This window comes from Hymenobacter sp., assembly GCF_036388155.1.
Taxonomy (GTDB): domain Bacteria; phylum Bacteroidota; class Bacteroidia; order Cytophagales; family Hymenobacteraceae; genus Hymenobacter.
The window spans coordinates 1-17,364 of record NZ_DASVSI010000138.1 but is presented as its reverse complement, the minus strand read 5'-3'; the positions used below and the strand labels follow the sequence as shown (position 1 = coordinate 17,364).

Genomic DNA, 17,364 nt, shown 5'->3' with positions numbered 1-17,364 from the left:
TTCATCTGGCGCTCATGCTCGACGGCTCACTCTCGTTTCACGATTGCCCGCCCAACCATGACTCCCCCAGATTCGACTGTTGATTACCAGCGCTTGTTTCGCTCGCTGCCGGACAGTTTTCTCCTTATGGCGCCCGACGCCACCATTCCCGACAACACCGACAGCCACGTGGCCGTCTCGCTGAAGTCGCGGGAGGAAGTCATCGGCCGCACCTTGTTCGAAGCCTACCCGTCGGTCGACCAGAACCAGGGCGACATCATTGCCGCTTCGCACGAGCACGTGCGCCGCCACCTGGCGCCCCACGCCATGCCCGTCATCCGCTACGACCTGACTCGACAAGGTGTACCAGACCGGAGAAACTTTCTACGGCAACGAATGAAACATGAAGCTGGAGCGCGACGCCAGTAGCGCGCTGCGCGGCACCTACTTCAATTTCATCTGCCGGCAATTCCAGGCGGGCGGCCAGCCCGCCGGCGTCATGGTGCTCGCCTTTGAGGTCACCGAATTGGTGATGGCACGTAAAGCCCTGGAAGGCCTGCCGGGTTCTGCCGACGCTTCGGCGTAAGATTTTCGGCTCGCTTCCGCTGTTTCCGGCTGCTATTTTTTCTACTCCGCTCCCCTTCGCATGCCTCTCACCTCTTTCGACTTTCAGCAGGCCCGCGTGAAGCAGGTGCTGTTCAAGTCGCGGCTGCGCTCGGTGCTCTACGGAGTTCGCGAAGCCGAGCCGGAGCTGTTCTCCCTGCGCGACAACCCCCTGGGGCAATGGCTGCAGACCACCGTGAAGCTCACGCACGCCGCCTACCCCGAGGTGCGCGAAATTGAGCGCGTGCTCGCCCAAATGCTGCAAACCGGGCAGGGCCTGGCAACCCGCTACGCGCACGGTCAAATCGAGGAGTCGCGCGCCGGCCTGGACCAAATCAACGGCTACGCCACCCAAATAGAAACCTTGCTCAACCGCCTGGAGCGGGAGGTGGTGAGGGCGTAGCCGCGCAGCAACCCTGCTACAGGTTGAACAAGGCCGCGGCGTTGCGGGTGGTGGCGGCGGCCACTTCGGCCTCGGGCTGGCCCAGCAACGACGCCACGCGGCGCAACACCAGCGGCAGGTAAGCCGGCTCGTTGCGCTTGCCGCGGTGCGGCGCCGGCGCCAGGTACGGGCAGTCGGTTTCCAGGAGCAGGTGCTCGAGGCCAATGCCGGGCAGGACTTTGTCGGCGCCGCCGTTCTTGAACGTGGCCACGCCCCCGATGCCCAGCAAAAAGCCCAGCTTGATGACCTGCTCGGCCTCCTCGGGCGTGCCCGAGAAGCAGTGGAACACTCCGCGCAAGGTGCCGTCTTGGGCCTCCTCCACCAGCGCCACGGTTTCGGCAAAGGCCTCGCGGGTGTGCAGCACGATGGGCAGCTGGTGCTTCTTGGCCAGTCGCAGCTGAATCCTGAGCGCCGCTTGCTGCTCGGCCAGCAGGGTTTTGTCCCAATACAAGTCGAGGCCGGCCTCGCCCACCGCAGCCCAGGGCCGGCGCCCCAGCCAGGTTTCCACTTCGTACAGGTCCTGCTCGAAGCTGCGCGTGACCGAGCACGGGTGCAGGCCCATCATCGCGAAGCAGGTTTCCGGGGCCTGCGCTTCCAGCTCCAGCATGGCGTCGATGGTGGAATGGTCGACGTTGGGCATCACAATGGTGCGCACCCCGGCTTCCTGGGCCCGGCGCAGCGCGTCGAGCCGGTCGGGTTTGAACTGTTCGGAGTAGAGGTGGGCGTGCGAATCGGTGAGGTGCATGGTGCGGCAAAGGTCGGGACCCGGGAAGGTCGAACAACAATTTTCAGCAACAAAACCTCTTTCCCAGGCCAAAATCAAGGCATAACGCATTTATACGTTTCAAAACTGATGAATAAGTTTTGAAACTGATTTATCAGTTATACATTTGGTACATGGAAGAATTGACCAAGACTGAGGAGCGCATCATGCAGGCGCTGTGGAAGCTAAAGAAGGCTTTCGTAAAAGACGTCATCGAGCAGTTGCCCGACGAGCCCAAGCCCCCCTACAACACCGTGTCTTCGGTGGTGCGCATCCTGGAGCGCAAGGGCTACGTGGGGTTCAAGGCCTATGGCAAGACCTACGAGTACTTCCCGCTCATCAGCAAAACGGAGTACCGGGCGGCCAGCCTCAAGCGCATGCTCACGCAGTATTTCGACAATTCGCCCACGGCCCTGGTGTCCTTCATGGTGGAAGAAACCCTGAGCCAACGCGAGAAGCAACAGCTGCTGGACCTGCTCCACGATTCGGCAACCACTTCCAAGCCCGACGCCGATGCTTAGCGCTTTGCTCCTGTACCTCGCCGAGGCCAGCTTCTGCCTGGCGGTGTTTGCCTTGACTTACCGCCTGTTGCTGGCCGGCCTCACCTACTTCGCCTGGAACCGGGCGTACCTGCTGGGGGCGCTGGCGGCGAGCGCGGCCCTGCCTTTCGTGGACTTTCCCGGCCTGGCCGATTTTCTGGCCACCGGCGCCGTGGGACCGGCGGGGCCAGCGCTGCCGTTCCAGCTCAACTGGCAAGGGGGCCTCGCTGCTGGCGGCCACCGCACCGCAACGGCGGGCCCCGACGTGGCCGCGCTGCTCGTGCTGGGCCTGGCCGCCGTGTACGCGCTGGGGGCACTCTACAAGGCATTTGCCCTGGCCCGCAACCTTCGCCGGCTAATCGCCTTGGCCCGAACCAACCCCCAAACCGAGTACGGTCGCTTTGCCGTGGTGCATTTGCCGGAGCCGGGGCTGCCCGCGTTTTCTTTCGGGCGGCGCGTGTTTCTATCGCCTCGCCACGAGGCCTTGAGCGCTGCCGAGCGCCAGCAACTGCTGCTGCACGAGCAGGTGCACGTGCGCCAGCGCCACACGCTGGACCTGCTTTTTGTGGAGGCGCTGGGCGTGCTGTTCTGGTGCAACGGCCTGGTGCCCTACTTCGGCCGGCAGCTCAAAGCCGTGCACGAATTCTTGGCCGATGAAGCCGTGGCCCGCACCCAAAGCAGCCCCGCTGCCTACGGCGAGCTGCTGATAAAGCTGGCGGCGCAGCAGCCGGCATTTGCCTTGGTTCATGCTTTTTCCAACAAGCAGATTTTTATGCGCATCCGAATGCTCACTCAACCAACCTCCACGCCCATGCAAAAGCTTCGCTTTCTCCTCGTTTTGCCCGTGTTCGCTTTTGCCTGGCTGGCGACGGCCTGCGCCGGTTCGTCAGAACCGGAGGAATCCACCGTTGCTGCAGCAACCACAGCCCCAAGCAGCTCCACTGCCCCCGCGGGTCGGATTGGCCGCGTCAGCTGGCAGGGCAACACCTACTTATCGACGGCGGAACTCAACGAAGTATTGGGGCTCAAATCCGGCGACGCTTATGATTCGGCGGCCGTGGCCCAGCGGCTGAACTATGCCCCCGATGGGCGCGACGTTGCCTCGCGGTACATGAACAACGGCTATTTATTCTTCTCGGTAACGCCCAGCGCTACCCGGCAGGCCGACGGCACCACCGACCTGGCGTTTGCCATCAACGAAGGACGCAAAGCGCAAGTGGGCACCATTTCCATCCTGGGCAATAAGAAAACGTCGTCCAGCGCCTTGCTCAAGCTTCTGCCCCTGCGCTCCGGCGATGTCTTCAGTCGGGCTCAGCTGATGGAATCACAGCGCCTGCTAGCCCAACAGGGCGAATTCGACCCCGCCAACATCCTCATTACTCCCAAGCCCATCATGCGCCCCAACATGCCGACGGACCTGGTGGATATCGAGTTGGCACTGGTAGAAAAAGTCAAGCCGTAATCCAAACTGCCCCCATTTCTACCCGCCGCTCGCCCGGCTCGCCCGCTTACTTCAGGCCGGGTGAGCCGGGCGAGTTTTGTGTGGCAATCAGGCACGGCACTTCAAGCGTAGCGCCGCCCCTTCCACACCACTCCCCCGCCAAACAGCCGGAAACCGACCAAGGCCACGGTCATCCCGATGGTGTAGAGCTCGAACAGCGGCAGCAACAGCCAGCGCAGGCGCAGCCCGGCGCGTCGGTGCGCGGCTTCGGCCAGGGCGCCTTGCACCAGCACTTTGCCGGCCCACACCGCCAGCGCCGCGCCGGGCCCCGCTACCCACGCCAGGGCCAGCAGAGCCGGCCAAAAGCTGCTGAAAAACAGCAACTCCAAACGCAGGCGCAGCGGCAGCGACTCCACGCCGCGCAGCCAGCGGCGACGCTGCTTCATCAGGGCCGCCCACGTCGGGATGGGCAATGAGTCGGCCTGAACAGCGGTGTTAAATACTTGCCGAAAGCTGTAGCCGCGGGCCAAAACGGCCTGGAACAGGGCAAAATCTTCGGTCACGGAAAACGGCAGGGCCTCGTAACCGCCGGTGGCCTCGTAGGCGGCTCGCGTTACGAGCATGTTGTTGCCCATGGCCGTCACGGGGCGGCCCAAGTCGCTCACCACCTGCACCATGGCTAGCGAGAGCAGCCAGTCGATGCCCTGCAGCTGATGAAACACCGCGGGCCCCTGCACCGCCGTAATGCCCGTGACTGTGCCCACGCCAGGGGCGGCATGGGCCAGCAGGCCCGTTATCCAGGTGGGCGGAAGGCTGATGTCGGCGTCGGTGATGAAGAAAAAGTCGGTGGTGGCCTGCCGTGCCAAATGGGCCAGCACGTTGGCCTTGCCCCGCGCGGCCCCCAGATTCTCCGTGATGGGAACTACCCGAAACTGGCCCGCAAAGCCCTGCATGGCGGCGGCGGCGACGGCGGCCGTGCGGTCGGTGCTGGCGTCGTCGCCCACCAGTATTTCCAGCAGTTCGGGGGGGTAGTGCAGGGCGCGCAGGCTGGCCAGGCAACGCGGAAGCGCCATTTCTTCGTCGCGCGCCGCAATGAGCACGCTCACGCGGGGCAGCGACGCGGGCAGCGGGCCCGGCGGAATGGCCCCCCGCCGGGTGACGAAGCACCAGGTAGCGTAGGCCATGCCCAGCAGCCACAGCCCCAAAAACAGCCACAAGCCGGCACTCATAGCGTGGAAAATTGAAAGCCCTGCTCCGCCAAATGCGCCAGCACGCGCGGCAACACGAACCGCAGCCGCGGGCTGGCCTTTAGGCTGTCATGGAAAACAACAATGTCGCCCCCCCGAATGGCATCCAAGGCAAACCGCAAGCAAAGCTCGGGGCTGAGGTCCGGGTCGTAGTCGCGCGTGAGCACCGACCACATGGCCACGCGGTACTGCGGGCGCAGGGCGCGCAGCAAGGGCCACGTCAGGCGCCCGTGGGGCGGCCGAAAAAGCAACTGGTTGGCACCCGCCTCCCCTACTCCTACCTGCCGCAGCTGGGCCTCACAAGCGGCCACATCCTCGAGGTACGTAGCCCTGGGGCTGGCCCAGGCGCTGCGGTGGTGCTGGGTGTGGTTGCCCAAGCGGTGCCCGGCCGCGAGGGTTGCCCGGGCGATGTCGGGGTGGCGCACCAGGTTGTCGCCCACGCAGAAGAAGGTGGCCTTGGCATCGAAACTAGCCAATTGCTCCAGTACCCAGGGGGTTTCTTCGGGGATGGGGCCGTCGTCGAAGGTGAGGTAGACCACGGGCGTGCCGGTGGGCGTGGCGGCGGGGCCCGTCCACTCGCAGCCGGGAAGCAGGGAGTGCAGCAGCCGCGGCGGGCGCGTGAGCAAAGCGGCGTCGAACCGGGCCCTCATCGTCTTTAGGAGCGCACCACGCGCATTACCGGCGCGTGGGTGTCGGGCAAGGGGCCCAAGACTGCGGCCAAGGCCTTCAGAAAGCCTTCGAGGGTGCTGGGCTGGCCGCCGGCCGGGCCGGGCAGCAGGTGGCGGTGCACTTCGCCGGCCCATTCGCCCACCACGGTGGGGGTACCGGCCGGGCCGCTCAGGCCCAACGTAGCTTCCAGCGTGAAGTAGCGGGGCCGGATTTCCTCGGCTTCGGTCGCGGCGGGCTCGTCGGTTTCTTCGTACACCAGGGCCGAAAAATGAGCCTCCATGGTGGCCTGGGGCGGCGGCAAATGCAGCAGCGCGGCGGCCCGGCCGGCCACTTCGTGCCAGCTCAGGCGCAGGCCGGCGGGCGGCACTTTCTCCTTCGCGGGCAGGTTTTCGGCGGCTTTTTCCCACACGTACAGCAGCAGCTCGCGCGCCAGGTACGGGTCGCTCAGTTCGCGGCGCACCGAGCCCGGGCGGCGCCAGGCCAGCTGCGGCAGCAATACGTGGGCGAAATTGTAGGGGTGCGAGCGTGCCATAGGGTCTGGCAAAAGTAACGGCGGCGCTGCGCTTAATTAACAATGAGGAATGAGGATGCTTCGCTCAATGAAGAACGAGGAATGAAGAAGGAGGAATGGCGGCTGGCGCGCGGCTGCGACGCGTGCTGATTGGGCCGGCGTTTGCAACGCCCCCGGTCGCGCCGTTCGGGCCTCGTTCACGCGGCGAGCCAGAGGCTCGAACCCAGTCGTTACGCGTCGCAGACGCGCGCCAGCCGCCATTCCTCCTTCTTCATTCCTCATTCTTCATTGAGCGAAGCATCCTCATTCCTCATTGCCTTCCGCAGTGCCTCCCACAAAACCTCGGCGCTGCGGGCCCAGGAGAAGCGGCTCAGGTTGGCCCGGCCTTGCTCGACTAGTTGGCGGCGTAGGGCTTCGTCGTTCCACAGCCGCGCCAGCCCCGCCGCGATGCTTGCGGCGTCATGCGGGTCCACGAGCAGCGCTCCGTCCGGGCCCGCCACTTCCGGCATCGAGCTTACGCCGGACGTGAGCACCGGGCAGCCGCTGGCCTGGGCTTCCACGATGGGAATACCAAAGCCTTCGAAGTAAGGTACATACACTGTAGCCAGGGCCGCGGCATACAGGGTCGCCAGCTCGTCGTCGGTCACGCGGCCGGTGAAGTGCACCGCCGCTTGGTGCTGCATCTGCTGGTAGGCGTCCAGAATGGGGCCGGCTTTCCAGGCCTTGCGGCCCACGATGAGCAGCTGGGCGGCGGCCACGGCGGGCCCTTCCGCAACCTTGAACGCGTCGAAAGCGCGCAGCAGATTACCCAGGTTTTTGCGCGGCTGCAGGGCCCCCACGAATAGAAAATACGGATTGTCCTGGCTGAACCGCCGCCGCGTTTCCTGCTGGACATCTTCGGGCTGGAGCCGAAATATCTCCGCAGGGGCGTTGTAGGCCACGCTGATTTTGTCCGGGGCAAGGCCATAGGTCTGCACGATGTCGGCCTTGGTGGCTTCCGACACGGCCACCACGCGGGCGGACGCCCGGGCGAAGCGCGGCATAAAAAAATGGTAATACTTGCGCCGCAGCAGCTCCACATCGAGCGGAAAATGCTCAAAAGCGAGGTCATGAAATACCGTCACGCGCGGCACCGCCGTGGCCAGGGTGGTAAACCCATCCATGCTCAGGAAAGCCGCGGGCCGATGCCGGGCCAGCCACCACGCCACCGCCCCCTCGAACCACGCCACGAACAGGAACGGGTGCCGCGCCGGCGGCAGCAGCACGTGCGGCACCACGTTGGCCCCGAACAGGTAACGCCCGTCGTAGGCGCGGTCGAATAAAAAGTGGAACGTCACTTCCGGGTGCTGCGCCACCAGCCGGCTCAGCGTTTCGTAGCTGAAGCGACCAATGCCCTCCAAATGAGCGCCCGGCAGCAGGAAACGGGTGTTGACGGCGACGTGGAGTGGTGCAGGTGGGGGCATAAACGAAAATAGAACGTCAGTCATGTCGAGCGCAGCCGAGACATCTCGCTCGGAAAACTAATTAGTCAATCACGCGAGATGTCTCGGCTGCGCTCGACATGACGTTCCGGTACGACTCACTTCCTGCCCGTTAAGCTCAAAATTTCTTTCTGCTGCACCAAGCCCGTGCCGAGCACAATCAGGCCAAACACCACGGCCATCAGGCCGGCTTCCAGCCACCACGCGAGGTAGAGGCTGAATTGCAGCATAAACCACGTGCCGCACAGCAGCCCAAAAGCCAGCAGCAGGCGGGCCAGCAGCCGCCCCGGCACCCCCACGCCGGTGCGCCGCGCCACCAGCACCAGGTAGCCCACCGACACCGCCACGGCGCAGAGCAGCGTGTCGAGCGACGCCGCCACGGCCCCGAAGCGCGGCAGAAAAATCAGGTTCAGCCCCACGTTGAGGGCAATGCTGCCGGCCACCAGCCAGCTCACGGCCCGCTCGTGGGTGGTGCTGGTGAGCAAGGTGCTGTAGATGGCGAAAAAAGCGTGCACCAGTACGTTGACAAACAGAATCTTCACGCACACGGTCATGCGCGCTACTTCGGTGGGCGTGCTGTGGCTGAACTGCCAGAACAGCACCTCGCCCCGAAACAGCACGAAGGCCACGATGAACAGCATGGGCAGCGTGACTATCCGTTGCCCGAACCGGAGCAGTTCGCGCTGGGCGACCGCGTCGCGCGGCACGCTGGCGAACTTGGCGAAAAACAACGGCAGCACCGTCCAAGCGTACATCATCACTGCGTCGACCCAGCGGTAGGCGCCGGAATAATACCCCGCTTCGGTGGGCGAGGCCAGGCGTTCGAGCATGACCATGTCGATGCGCTCGTTCACGCCGTAGAGCAGGGTCATGAAGGCAAATGGCAGGCTGGCGCGCAGCGCGTTGCGCGCCACCGGGCCCTGCCAGCGGTACTTCACCCGCCCAAACAGACGCGTCATCAGGCCGTAGAGGATGACGGTGGTAAAAGCCGCCGCGCCCAGCCGGGCGCCCACGTAATTGGGCAGGGTGAGGCCTATCGGCAGAAGCACCACCACGGCTCCGAGCAGCAGAAATTTCTCGACCACGGAGAGCACCGCGTCGGCATTAAACTTCTGGTGGGCTTGCAGGGTCCCGCGTAAAAACTGCCCGTACTGCGTCAGCAGCAGGGCCCCGCCCACGGCCAGGAGCAGCAGCAGCTCGGAGCCGCGGTAGCCCACCGCCCAGCCTACGGCCAGCATGGCGGGCAGCGCCACAAAATTGAGCAGGCCCCGCAGCGGCAGCAGCGTGGGAAACGTTTCGGCCAAGAAGCTCGGCTCGGCGGCCACGCGCTGCACCGAGTAGGGCGTGAGGCCGAGGTCGGCAAGGGAAGCCACCACCAGCGTGAGGGCCGACAGCGCCGTGATGAGGCCAAAGGTGGCGTGCCCGAGCCGGTCCTGCACCAGGTTTTCAACCACCACCCAGCCGGGTTTTACCAGCAGGTTGAGCAGGACGACGAAGCTGATATTGCCAAAAAACCGTTTGATGCCGACGAGGGAGCTAAAAGCAGAACCATAAACCGGCGCCCGGCGCCGGAACGGCAAAGCTACGCACCGTGCCGGGGCAACCACACAAGAGGCCGCGCCGGCCCATTTTCCGGCTATCTTTGCTTGCCACCTGCCCGCCTCCCACCCCACATTTTAGCAGGCAGAACGGGTGGCCTTCTTCTCTGTATGTCTGCACCTTCTTTCTCGCTGGTGGGCCTGGGGCCCATTATCAACCGCTGGAAATACTTCGTGGCCGGGGCGGTGGCGCTGGCCGCCGTTGTGAGCATCGTGGTGGCGCTGCTGCTGCCCAACGTATACCGGTCGACCGCCATTTTCATTCCCACCAACCCCCAAACGGCCGACCCCGACCGGCTGCTGGACATCAACCCCCAGAACAACAACAAGCTAGAGTTGGGCGGCCGGGCCGAAGACCTGGACCGCGCCATTACCATTGGCGAGTCGCAGCCCGTGGCCGAGCTGATTATCCGCAAGTTTGACCTCTACAAACACTACAAGGCGGGCAAGCCGGGCGACGACGCCACCGACAATTTCGTGCTGAGCGAGTTCAGCGGCAACCTGGGCATTGTGCACAACGAGCGCGACGCCATCGAGCTTTCCTTCCTGGACGAGGACAAGAACCTGGCCGCCGCCGTGGCCAACGCCATGGTGCACGTCATCGACTCGGTGAACCAGCAGCTGACCCTGGAAAACCGCCGCACCGTGCTCGACTTGTACCGCCAGCGCTACGAGTACCTGAGCACCAGTTTCGAGCGCAGCCGGCAGGAGTTGGTGGGGGCCCGCAACCGCTACGGCATTTTTGGCCTCGAAATGCAAGGCCGCTACATGGTGAAACAGCTCATCGAAACCGAGGCCGCCCTGCGCAAAGCTGAGGCCAGCGGCGGCGATGTGGCCGGCCTGCGGCGCAGCCTCCGCGGCCTGACCAAGGCCGACGGCGGCAACCTCATCAACCTAGAAGACTACGTGCGCGGCACCGACTCGCTGAGCATGTTCACGACCCGCGTGGCCGACTTGCAAGGCCGCCTCATCGCGGCCCGCGCGGCCTACGAAACCGCGGAACTCAGCATCAAAGGGCGCATTTCGAGCATCTATCTGGTGCAGAAAGCCTACCCGGCTACGCGCAAAACCAAGCCGGTGCGCACGCTGCTGGTGCTGGGTTCGGTGCTGCTGACGTTTGCCCTGTCGGTGGTGGTTATCACGCTGCTGGAATTGTACCGCTACAACCGGCCCCGCGCCATGCAGGCCGCGTGAACCCGTCCGTAATCCACCTCTGGCACCGGCTGCGTCACTCCTTCGACAGCGCCCAACTCCTCTTCATGGGGTTTGTGGGCGTGCTGGTGGCGGGAGGTGCGGCGGCGGCGCTGGCCAAGCAGCCGGCCTTGCTGCTGCCGGGCTTGCTGGCGGTGGGCCTGCTGGTGGCCGTGGTGGAATGGCGCTGGCTCTACTACCTGCTGTTTTTCCTGCTTCCCTTCACGGAGGAAATTGGCCTGTTTGGCGGGCTGAGCATGGACGTACCCTCCGAGCCGCTGATGCTGGCGCTCACGGCCTGCGTGGGCGGGGCGCTGCTGCTGGGCACCGGCCGCTTGCCGCGGCGCGAGTGGCTGCACCCGCTGGTGGTGGTGCTCGGCCTCATGCTGCTGTGGACGGCCGTAGATGCCACTTTTTCGGTCGACCTGCTGAAGTCGGTGAAATACCTGCTGGCCAAATTCTGGTACATCACGCCGTTTTTGCTGGGCACGCTGCTCATTGTGCGGCGGCCCGAGCACGCCTGGCGCTTTGCGGCACTGTATGCGGCAGGCGCCTGCTTGAGCGTGTTTTACGTGGCCGTGCGCCACGCCACCAAGGGCTTCTCCTTCGAGCACATCAACTGGGCCCTGCACCCCTTCTTCCGCAACCACGTCATCTACGCCACCATGCTGGCGCTGCTGATTCCGTTTGGCTGGCTGGCGGCGCAGGCAACCCAGAAGGCGGGCGTTCGCCTGGCCTGGCGGGTTGGGCTGGCCATTTTACTGTTCGGGCTGCTCACTTCCTACACGCGGGCGTCCATCCTCTCGCTTCCCCTCGCCGGGCTGTTTTACGTGGTCATGCGCCTGCGCCTGACCCGCGTGGTGCTCCTGGCTACGGCGGCCAGCACCATTTACACGGTGAGCTATTTTGCGAGCAACGATAATTTCATGGAATACGCGCCGAACTACGAGCGCACCGTTTTCAACGGCCAGAACTTCGAAAAACACCTGGAGGCCACCTACAAGCTGCAGGACGTGTCGGGCATGGAGCGGGTGTACCGCTGGATAGCGGCGGCCCGCATGATAGCCGAAAAGCCCCTGGTGGGCAGCGGACCGGCCACGTTCTACCCCGAATACAAGCGCTACACGCTGAAAAGCTTCCGCACCTACGTCAGCGACAACCCCGAGAAATCGACGACGCACAACTACTTCCTGCTGCAATTGGCCGAGCAGGGCATTCCGGGGTTCCTGCTGTTCGTCATCCTCATCACCACGGCGCTGCTTCAATCCGAACGCCTGTACCACCGCTCCCGCCGCTACCCCGAGGTCCGGCGCGTGGTGCTGGCAGCGGCGCTGTCGCTGGTCATCATCGTGTTCCACCTCACATTGAATGAGTTGGTGGAAGTGGACAAGATTGGCCCGGTGTTTTTCGTGTGCCTGGCTTTATTGGTACGGGCCAAAACTTGGCTTGTGGAAGCGGAACAACAAGCCGCTTAGCGACTACCGTTCTGGTATTCAGCAGCTGCTTTCTCTATTTGCGTCAGGTGGCGCTCGGCATGCTTCGCGAGAAAGTACACGAATTCATACACGTCGATTTTGCCAAGCGCGTTTACCGACATGGTGGTGCGGTACAACACGCCTTCGCCATTGGGCAGGCGGCGCAGCACCTGCCGGCATTGCTGCAACTGCTCCCGAAGCGTGGCGGCGACTTCCGCACTGGTTTTTGCCCCCGTGGGCTCCATGTGTTCGGGGCGTACCCAAGGAAACGAGCGGTGCTGACCGATTTGCTCAAGCTTGGTCCGGTCAAACTGCTGGGCAGCTAACTCGGTCGCTAAATCCAGGTTGTGGGCGTTTTTGAGGGCTTTGGCCGCGCCTTTCTCGATGAGGATGAGCAGGAAATGGTTGGTAAGGGCGACGTGCTCAAGTATCTCGTCGATGCTCCAGCCGCCACTGCTTGGCCGGTGGGCGCGCAAAGGCGCCGGCGCAGCAAACCAATCGGCCAGCTGGTCGAAAGCCGAAACGAGGGTTTGCTCGATTTCTGGGACGAGGATGGCAGGATGCATGACTGCCTACTTAAACCGGCAGCTCAGAATGGTCACGTCGTCGGCAAACTGCGCGTCGTGGGCACTGAAGTCGTTGATGCTGCTGAGCAATTCCTGGTGCAGCTTGGGAAGGGGCAGGTAGCGGTTGCGGTGCAGCACCTCCAGCACGCCAGCTTCACCGAACTCATTATTCTGGGCATCAAATACTTCGGTGAGGCCGTCGGTGTAGAGCAGCAGCAGCGAATGCGGCGCAATCTGGACTTCGCCCACGTGCAGCAGCGGCAGCTCTTCCATGATGCCCAGCATCACGGTGCCGTGCTTCAGGGTTTGCACGGCGCCGTCGTCGGCGATGAGGAGCGGGTCGTTGTGGCCGGCGTTCACGTAGTGCAGGCAGCGCGTGCGGCGGTCGTAAATGCCCAGAAAGGCGGTGATGAACTTCTCGCCGCCCGAGTTGCGAAATAGCAAGTGGTTGAGCTCGGGCACGATGGTGGCCAGCTCCACGCCCTGGCGCAGCAGCGTGCGCAGCCCGGCCTGGAAGTTGGACATCAACAGCGAGGCGGGCACGCCCTTGCCGCTCACGTCGGCCACGCACAGCAGCAGGCGGTCGGCGTCGATTTCGACCACGTCGTAGTAGTCGCCGCCGATTTCGGTGTGGGGCACGTAGCTGCGCTCGATGGCCAGGTGGCAGTCGTTGGGCAGCTTGCGCGGGAAGAGCATGGCCTGCACTTCCTGGGCAATTTCAATTTCCTTGCGCACCGCCGCGTCGGCCACGCGCTGGGCTTGCAGGCGGCGGTTTTCCACGGCCCCTATCAGGGTATTGGCCAGGGAGCTGAGGAAGGGAATGAGCTGCTGCCGGTCGAAGTCGGAGCGCAGGCCGCCCACGAAAATGTAGGCCGCTACCTGCTGCTGGCGCAGGATGGGAATGAGCAACTCGTACCGGTCCCAGGCCTCGCTCAGGTGCAGGTCCTCAACGGCTTGGGGCTGGGTGGCATTGCCCTCGGTGAGGTAAGGCGTAAGGGTTAATTTTTCGGCTTCGGCCATCTCGCAGCCCAGCGCCAACCGCACCCGAAACTCTTCGCCTTCGCGGGCAAAAAGCAGCAGCTGCACCACGTTGCGCTGGCCCTGCAAGGTGAGGCGCAGCATGTGGTACAGCTCCTCCACGGTGTGGTCGCGGGCCGTCATGTCGTGGGCCACGCCCAGAACCGTATCCAGCTCGAACTGCTTGAGCAGCAGCTGCCGGCGCAGCTGCTTTAGCTGGTCGGCGTGCAGCGCAGCCAGGTTCTCAGCAGAGGAGCCCGAGAGCTCAGCAGAAGAATGGGGAACGGCGGAGAGCATGAGAGCAAGGTAAGCAACGCGCGCGAAAACGCGCGCGGGGCTACAAATTTAAGCGGCAACGGGCGTTTTCGGGTCGTAGGCGTCGCGCAAGCCGTTGCCGAGGAGGTTAAAGCTCAGCACCAGCAGCGAAATGGCTGCGCCCGGCAACAGCGTGAGCCACAGGCCGGCCTCGGTGCCCAGCAGGTCGTAGCCTTCTTTCACCATCAGGCCCCAGCTGGGCGCCGGCGGCTGCACGCCCAACCCCAAAAAGCTGAGGCCCGCTTCCAGCAAAATGGCCGACGCAAAATTGCTGGTGGCCAGCACAATGAGCGGCCCGCGCATGTTGGGCAGCAAATGCTGGGCAATGAGCCGCCACGTGGGCAGCCCCAGCACTCGCCCGGCTTCCACAAACGTGGCCGAGCGCAGGCTGAGCATTTGGCCGCGCACCACGCGGGCCACGTCGACCCACATGGTGAGGCCCACGGCCACGAAGCTGACCCACACGCCTTTGCTGTCGAGGGCCAGCGAAATGGCAATGACCAGCATGATGCCCGGGATGCTCCACACCACGGTCATCAGCCCGAGCAGCAGCGAGTCGACCCACCCGCCAAAAAAGCCGGCCACGGCCCCGATGGCCATGCCCAGCACCAGCGAAATAAGCACCGCCACCAGCCCAATGCCCAGGGAAATGCGCGTGCCCAGCAGCAGCCGGCTTAGCTCGTCGCGGCCGGCTTTGTCGGTGCCCAGCACGTAGTTGCGCTTGATTAAATGGCTTGCTTGGACTTCTTGCTGCAATTCGGCCCGAGGACCGGCCCGGCCCACCACGTCGGCCAGCGCCAGGCGCCGCAGCCGGCCGGCCTCGGCCGAGTGTTCGCCCAGGGGCTTCAGAATGATGGAGTCGCCCGAAAATTCGTAGCCGCCGATGGGGGTTTCCTGCACGTCGGGCTCGCGGCCGTGCAGCCAGGTGGCAAACAGGTTGTCGGCGGCCTGGTTGTCGCGGGCCGAGTCGGGCAGGGGCTGGCGCAGCAGCAGCACGCGCAGCCCGGGCCGCTCCTTCTGAATCTGCACGAAGCCGTGGTTGGCGTTGGGCGAGTTGTCGGGCAGAACCCAGTAGCCGAGCAGGGCCACCAGCGTGCACAGGGCAATGAAGGCCAGGCCGGCCACGGCGGGGCGGTTTTGCCACAGGCGCTGGCGCACGTAGTAGCCCGGCGGCCGGGCCACCGCGCGGGCGCTGGGGGGTGCGGCCGGTGCCGCCGGCGAAACTACCGTCGCCACTCCTTAGCGGGTGTTGTGCTGCAAAAGGCCCTCTTTGGAGGCCAGGTAGGAAGCGTCGCGGGCGATGGCGCCAAACGAGGTGGTTTCGTAGGCCAGCTCGGTGTCGGCGTCGGGCCAGTAGCTGCGGATGAGCCCCTGCTCCAGCAAGTTGCGCAGCTGCGCTTCGAGCTCGGGCGCGGGCAGTCCGGTTTTCTGCAGCAGCGTGCGAAACGGGGTGACGAAGTACAGCTCGTCGAGCAGGTCGAATTCGGGGTCAGTCACGGGAAACAGGGGCAAATAGGTCGTTGGGCAAATGTAAGCCTGGCGGCGGGCTTGGCTGCCCAAAGGAGGCATCATGGCTACAGGTATCCCGGCTCTTGGCAACAGCAGCGGCCTTTTTCCTTGTCTTCCAAATAGACTTTCAGGTCCGTGCACGTATCAAGCCGAGCAGTAGCGCGACCGTGCCCGGCAGGGACTTTGTAGTTCGCGTCCCCGGCGGACACCCGAACGACGGCCGAACGGCTTTAACGACGCGAGGACGCGAACTACAAAGTCCCTGCCGGGCACGGTCGCGCTACAGAATAGTATTATATGAACAAGCGTATTGTCCTGTCTTCACTAGCATCAACTGTTTCGCTGCTGTTGGTGCTCTTCGTGGTCGGGCGGGCTCTTGTCAGCCGTTCGGATTTCGTCAGTTGCCGCGTCGACCTGCGCCGCACGCCCCTCAGACTCTACTGGAAAGACGAGCGCAACCAGCGGTTTGGAAGCCTGCAAGGGCTGAAAAAATGGCTGGATGCCCGCGGCCAAAAGCTCGTTTTTGCCATGAACGCGGGCATGTTTGACCCCAGCTTCGCGCCGCAGGGGCTTTACATTGAAGCAAAGAAAACCGTGGTGCCCCTGGATACCGCCTCCGGCCCGGGCAACTTCTACCTGAAGCCCAACGGCGTGTTCTACCTCACGGCCGACACCAGCGCCCACGTTTGCCAAACGGCGGCATTCCGCAACGACGGCCGCGTGACCTACGCCACCCAATCGGGCCCCATGCTGGTGATTGACGGCCGCATCCACCCCGCCTTCCGCGCCGGCTCGGCCAATGTGCAAATCCGTAACGGGGTGGGCATCCTGCCCGATGGCCGCGTGCTGCTGGCCATGTCGCGGAAGAAAATCAGCTTCTATGACTTCGCCGATTATTTCAAAAAAGCCGGCTGTCGGCAGGCCCTCTACCTCGACGGTTTTGTATCGCGAACGTACGAACCCGCTCCCGGCCAACTCCAGCCCGACGGTGACTTTGGGGTGATAATCGGCGTTACCGCGCCGCCGCAATAGCGCCAACCGGTGGCACGGCAGCGGCCTCGGGGCCAGGCCCTCAACGGCGGGCCCGCCCGGGCAATTTCAACCACTGGACTACATTTAGGCCGGTCGTTGCCCGTAAATCGCCGGAAAGCAGCCACCGGTCAAATTCCTCTCTTTTGCGCGGTCATTTCATGAAACAGTACCAGGCAACATCGCTCGACACGAAGCATTTTAAGCTGACACAGGCCGGCGCCGAAATAGGCTTGCTGGAGTACGAAAGCTGGTTTTCTTTCAAGGCCGAAATTATTTTAGCAGACCATTGCCGGTACGCGGTACACCCCAAAGGCTTCTGGGGCACCACCATCGAAGTCAAAGACCAGGAGCAGGTGCTGCTTGATTTCAAGATGAACTGGAAGGGGCAAATCCTGATTCGCAGCCTTTTCGGTGGCGCAGAGGAGTATTACATTCTCAAGCACAAAGGGCTGCTGAAAAGCACCTTTGTGCTCGTGCATCGGGAAGAAACCGAACTGCTGAGCATTGAACCCGACTTCAAATGGACCCGGCTGAATTTCGATTACCAGCTCACGGCATCGGATGCCTTTGAGCAGCTGGACCGCAAAGAGCTGCTGCTGCTAACGGCCGTTCATTGCGCCAACTACTACCTCACCATGATGACGGCTGCCGCGGCGTAACCGGTATTGCGGGAACTCTATCTGACGCACTCATTTACCGGAGCAGTCGTCAGCGGGGTTTCTGCGCCAACTCCTGCACAGGTTTTCGGCGCAGAAATCATGGCTGGCTGGCGATTTCGGCATTTTTACCAGCATCAGCGCGCGGCAACAGTGGCTGCCACCTGCCCCTCTCCGGACTTGATGTAGGCCAGGATGGAATTGACCTCCTGGTCGGAGAGGGCGAAGGAGGGCATCTGCTGCTTGTTGTACTTGTTGTAGATGGCCACGGCGTACTCGTCCCCGCTGGCCACCACCTTGCTCGAGTTCTTTATCCACGGCAGCAGCCAC

Annotated in this window: 19 protein-coding genes and 1 pseudogene; 9 read left to right on the top strand and 11 right to left on the bottom strand. The window is 63.7% G+C overall.

All coding sequences use genetic code 11. The features are described 5' to 3' along the window. Positions 1–57: 57 nt before the first annotated feature. From VF629_RS19155 to VF629_RS19145, 3 genes are read left to right on the top strand one after another with little or no spacing between them, the layout of a single operon-like run. Positions 58–408, top strand: a complete 351-nt coding sequence (locus VF629_RS19155) for a hypothetical protein (protein WP_331060113.1) — start codon at positions 58–60, stop codon at positions 406–408. Next, entirely contained in the window at positions 383–565 is a 183-nt protein-coding gene (locus tag VF629_RS19150; protein ID WP_331060112.1) for a hypothetical protein, read from the top strand. Before VF629_RS19155 ends, VF629_RS19150 begins: the two co-directional genes overlap by 26 nt. Positions 566–625: 60 nt before the next feature. After that, on the top strand, positions 626–985 hold the full coding sequence (locus tag VF629_RS19145) for a hypothetical protein (RefSeq protein ID WP_331060111.1): 360 nt from the start codon (positions 626–628) through the stop codon (positions 983–985). A gap of 16 nt (positions 986–1,001) precedes the next feature. On the opposite strand, the gene VF629_RS19140 is transcribed toward VF629_RS19145, so the two are convergent. Further along, positions 1,002–1,769 carry a TatD family hydrolase gene (locus VF629_RS19140; protein WP_331060110.1) on the bottom strand — a complete coding sequence of 256 codons (768 nt, stop codon included), beginning with the start codon at positions 1,767–1,769 and terminating at the stop codon, positions 1,002–1,004. Positions 1,770–1,921: 152 nt separating this feature from the next. Here VF629_RS19140 and VF629_RS19135 point away from each other — a divergent pair, with 152 nt between their 5' ends. Both VF629_RS19135 and VF629_RS19130 read left to right on the top strand, forming a co-directional pair. Then, positions 1,922–2,308, top strand: a complete 387-nt coding sequence (locus VF629_RS19135) for a BlaI/MecI/CopY family transcriptional regulator (RefSeq protein ID WP_331060109.1) — start codon at positions 1,922–1,924, stop codon at positions 2,306–2,308. Then, positions 2,301–3,788: a POTRA domain-containing protein gene (locus VF629_RS19130; RefSeq protein ID WP_331060108.1), complete on the top strand. Its 1,488-nt coding sequence runs from the start codon at positions 2,301–2,303 to the stop codon at positions 3,786–3,788. Before VF629_RS19135 ends, VF629_RS19130 begins: the two co-directional genes overlap by 8 nt. A 101-nt stretch (positions 3,789–3,889) precedes the next feature. Here VF629_RS19130 and VF629_RS19125 read toward each other — a convergent pair whose 3' ends face one another. The 5 genes from VF629_RS19125 to VF629_RS19105 all read right to left on the bottom strand — a co-directional run bounded on the left by VF629_RS19125 (position 3,890) and on the right by VF629_RS19105 (position 9,255). After that, a complete protein-coding gene (locus VF629_RS19125; protein ID WP_331060107.1) occupies positions 3,890–4,996 on the bottom strand; it encodes a glycosyltransferase in 1,107 nt (368 codons plus the stop codon). After that, the gene (locus tag VF629_RS19120; RefSeq protein WP_331060106.1) at positions 4,993–5,664 is read right to left on the bottom strand and encodes a polysaccharide deacetylase family protein; all 672 of its coding nucleotides are present in this window, start codon (positions 5,662–5,664) and stop codon (positions 4,993–4,995) included. Before VF629_RS19120 ends, VF629_RS19125 begins: the two co-directional genes overlap by 4 nt. Positions 5,665–5,669: 5 nt before the next feature. After that, positions 5,670–6,215 (bottom strand): hypothetical protein, encoded by a 546-nt coding sequence (locus VF629_RS19115; RefSeq protein ID WP_331060105.1) that lies wholly within the window; start codon positions 6,213–6,215, stop codon positions 5,670–5,672. A gap of 257 nt (positions 6,216–6,472) precedes the next feature. Further along, positions 6,473–7,657, bottom strand: coding sequence for a glycosyltransferase family 1 protein (locus tag VF629_RS19110; RefSeq protein WP_331060104.1), 1,185 nt, complete (start codon positions 7,655–7,657; stop codon positions 6,473–6,475). Positions 7,658–7,773: 116 nt separating this feature from the next. Then, on the bottom strand, positions 7,774–9,255 hold the full coding sequence (locus VF629_RS19105) for an oligosaccharide flippase family protein (protein WP_331060103.1): 1,482 nt from the start codon (positions 9,253–9,255) through the stop codon (positions 7,774–7,776). Between the two features lie 129 nt (positions 9,256–9,384). On the opposite strand from VF629_RS19105, the gene VF629_RS19100 reads away from it, so the two are divergent. Continuing rightward, a complete protein-coding gene (locus tag VF629_RS19100) occupies positions 9,385–10,467 on the top strand; it encodes a hypothetical protein (RefSeq protein WP_331060102.1) in 1,083 nt (360 codons plus the stop codon). Next, positions 10,464–11,939, top strand: a complete 1,476-nt coding sequence (locus VF629_RS19095; RefSeq protein WP_331060101.1) for an O-antigen ligase family protein — start codon at positions 10,464–10,466, stop codon at positions 11,937–11,939. Before VF629_RS19100 ends, VF629_RS19095 begins: the two co-directional genes overlap by 4 nt. Here the strand turns inward: VF629_RS19095 and VF629_RS19090 are convergent. Genes VF629_RS19090 through VF629_RS19075 form a run of 4 tightly spaced genes read right to left on the bottom strand, consistent with a single transcriptional unit; the run spans position 11,936 to position 15,409 of the window. Then, a complete protein-coding gene (locus VF629_RS19090) occupies positions 11,936–12,505 on the bottom strand; it encodes a DinB family protein (protein WP_331060100.1) in 570 nt (189 codons plus the stop codon). The genes VF629_RS19095 and VF629_RS19090 overlap by 4 nt on opposite strands. Positions 12,506–12,511: 6 nt before the next feature. Beyond that, entirely contained in the window at positions 12,512–13,819 is a 1,308-nt protein-coding gene (locus VF629_RS19085; protein WP_331060099.1) for a PP2C family protein-serine/threonine phosphatase, read from the bottom strand. 48 nt (positions 13,820–13,867) lie between these two features. Continuing rightward, on the bottom strand, positions 13,868–15,073 hold the full coding sequence (locus VF629_RS19080; protein WP_331060098.1) for an ABC transporter permease: 1,206 nt from the start codon (positions 15,071–15,073) through the stop codon (positions 13,868–13,870). A gap of 3 nt (positions 15,074–15,076) precedes the next feature. Continuing rightward, a complete protein-coding gene (locus VF629_RS19075; protein WP_331060097.1) occupies positions 15,077–15,409 on the bottom strand; it encodes a hypothetical protein in 333 nt (110 codons plus the stop codon). 234 nt (positions 15,410–15,643) lie between these two features. On the opposite strand from VF629_RS19075, the gene VF629_RS19070 reads away from it, so the two are divergent. Together VF629_RS19070 and VF629_RS19065 are read left to right on the top strand one after the other, a co-directional pair. Further along, positions 15,644–16,378, top strand: a complete 735-nt coding sequence (locus VF629_RS19070; protein ID WP_331060096.1) for a phosphodiester glycosidase family protein — start codon at positions 15,644–15,646, stop codon at positions 16,376–16,378. A 158-nt stretch (positions 16,379–16,536) separates the two neighbouring features. Continuing rightward, positions 16,537–17,037, top strand: a complete 501-nt coding sequence (locus tag VF629_RS19065; RefSeq protein WP_331060095.1) for a hypothetical protein — start codon at positions 16,537–16,539, stop codon at positions 17,035–17,037. 134 nt (positions 17,038–17,171) lie between these two features. Here VF629_RS19065 and VF629_RS19060 read toward each other — a convergent pair. Beyond that, positions 17,172–17,364: pseudogene (locus tag VF629_RS19060) on the bottom strand (c-type cytochrome); the annotation flags it as partial.

Coding starts and splice junctions, on each gene's coding strand:
- VF629_RS19155 (WP_331060113.1), top strand. CDS start 58: ATGACTCCCCCAGATTCGACTGTTGATTACCAGCGCTTGTTTCGCTCG.
- VF629_RS19150 (WP_331060112.1), top strand. CDS start 383: ATGAAGCTGGAGCGCGACGCCAGTAGCGCGCTGCGCGGCACCTACTTC.
- VF629_RS19145 (WP_331060111.1), top strand. CDS start 626: ATGCCTCTCACCTCTTTCGACTTTCAGCAGGCCCGCGTGAAGCAGGTG.
- VF629_RS19140 (WP_331060110.1), bottom strand. CDS start 1,769: ATGCACCTCACCGATTCGCACGCCCACCTCTACTCCGAACAGTTCAAA.
- VF629_RS19135 (WP_331060109.1), top strand. CDS start 1,922: ATGGAAGAATTGACCAAGACTGAGGAGCGCATCATGCAGGCGCTGTGG.
- VF629_RS19130 (WP_331060108.1), top strand. CDS start 2,301: ATGCTTAGCGCTTTGCTCCTGTACCTCGCCGAGGCCAGCTTCTGCCTG.
- VF629_RS19125 (WP_331060107.1), bottom strand. CDS start 4,996: ATGAGTGCCGGCTTGTGGCTGTTTTTGGGGCTGTGGCTGCTGGGCATG.
- VF629_RS19120 (WP_331060106.1), bottom strand. CDS start 5,664: ATGAGGGCCCGGTTCGACGCCGCTTTGCTCACGCGCCCGCCGCGGCTG.
- VF629_RS19115 (WP_331060105.1), bottom strand. CDS start 6,215: ATGGCACGCTCGCACCCCTACAATTTCGCCCACGTATTGCTGCCGCAG.
- VF629_RS19110 (WP_331060104.1), bottom strand. CDS start 7,657: ATGCCCCCACCTGCACCACTCCACGTCGCCGTCAACACCCGTTTCCTG.
- VF629_RS19100 (WP_331060102.1), top strand. CDS start 9,385: ATGTCTGCACCTTCTTTCTCGCTGGTGGGCCTGGGGCCCATTATCAAC.
- VF629_RS19090 (WP_331060100.1), bottom strand. CDS start 12,505: ATGCATCCTGCCATCCTCGTCCCAGAAATCGAGCAAACCCTCGTTTCG.
- VF629_RS19085 (WP_331060099.1), bottom strand. CDS start 13,819: ATGCTCTCCGCCGTTCCCCATTCTTCTGCTGAGCTCTCGGGCTCCTCT.
- VF629_RS19075 (WP_331060097.1), bottom strand. CDS start 15,409: ATGATGCCTCCTTTGGGCAGCCAAGCCCGCCGCCAGGCTTACATTTGC.
- VF629_RS19070 (WP_331060096.1), top strand. CDS start 15,644: ATGAACAAGCGTATTGTCCTGTCTTCACTAGCATCAACTGTTTCGCTG.
- VF629_RS19065 (WP_331060095.1), top strand. CDS start 16,537: ATGAAACAGTACCAGGCAACATCGCTCGACACGAAGCATTTTAAGCTG.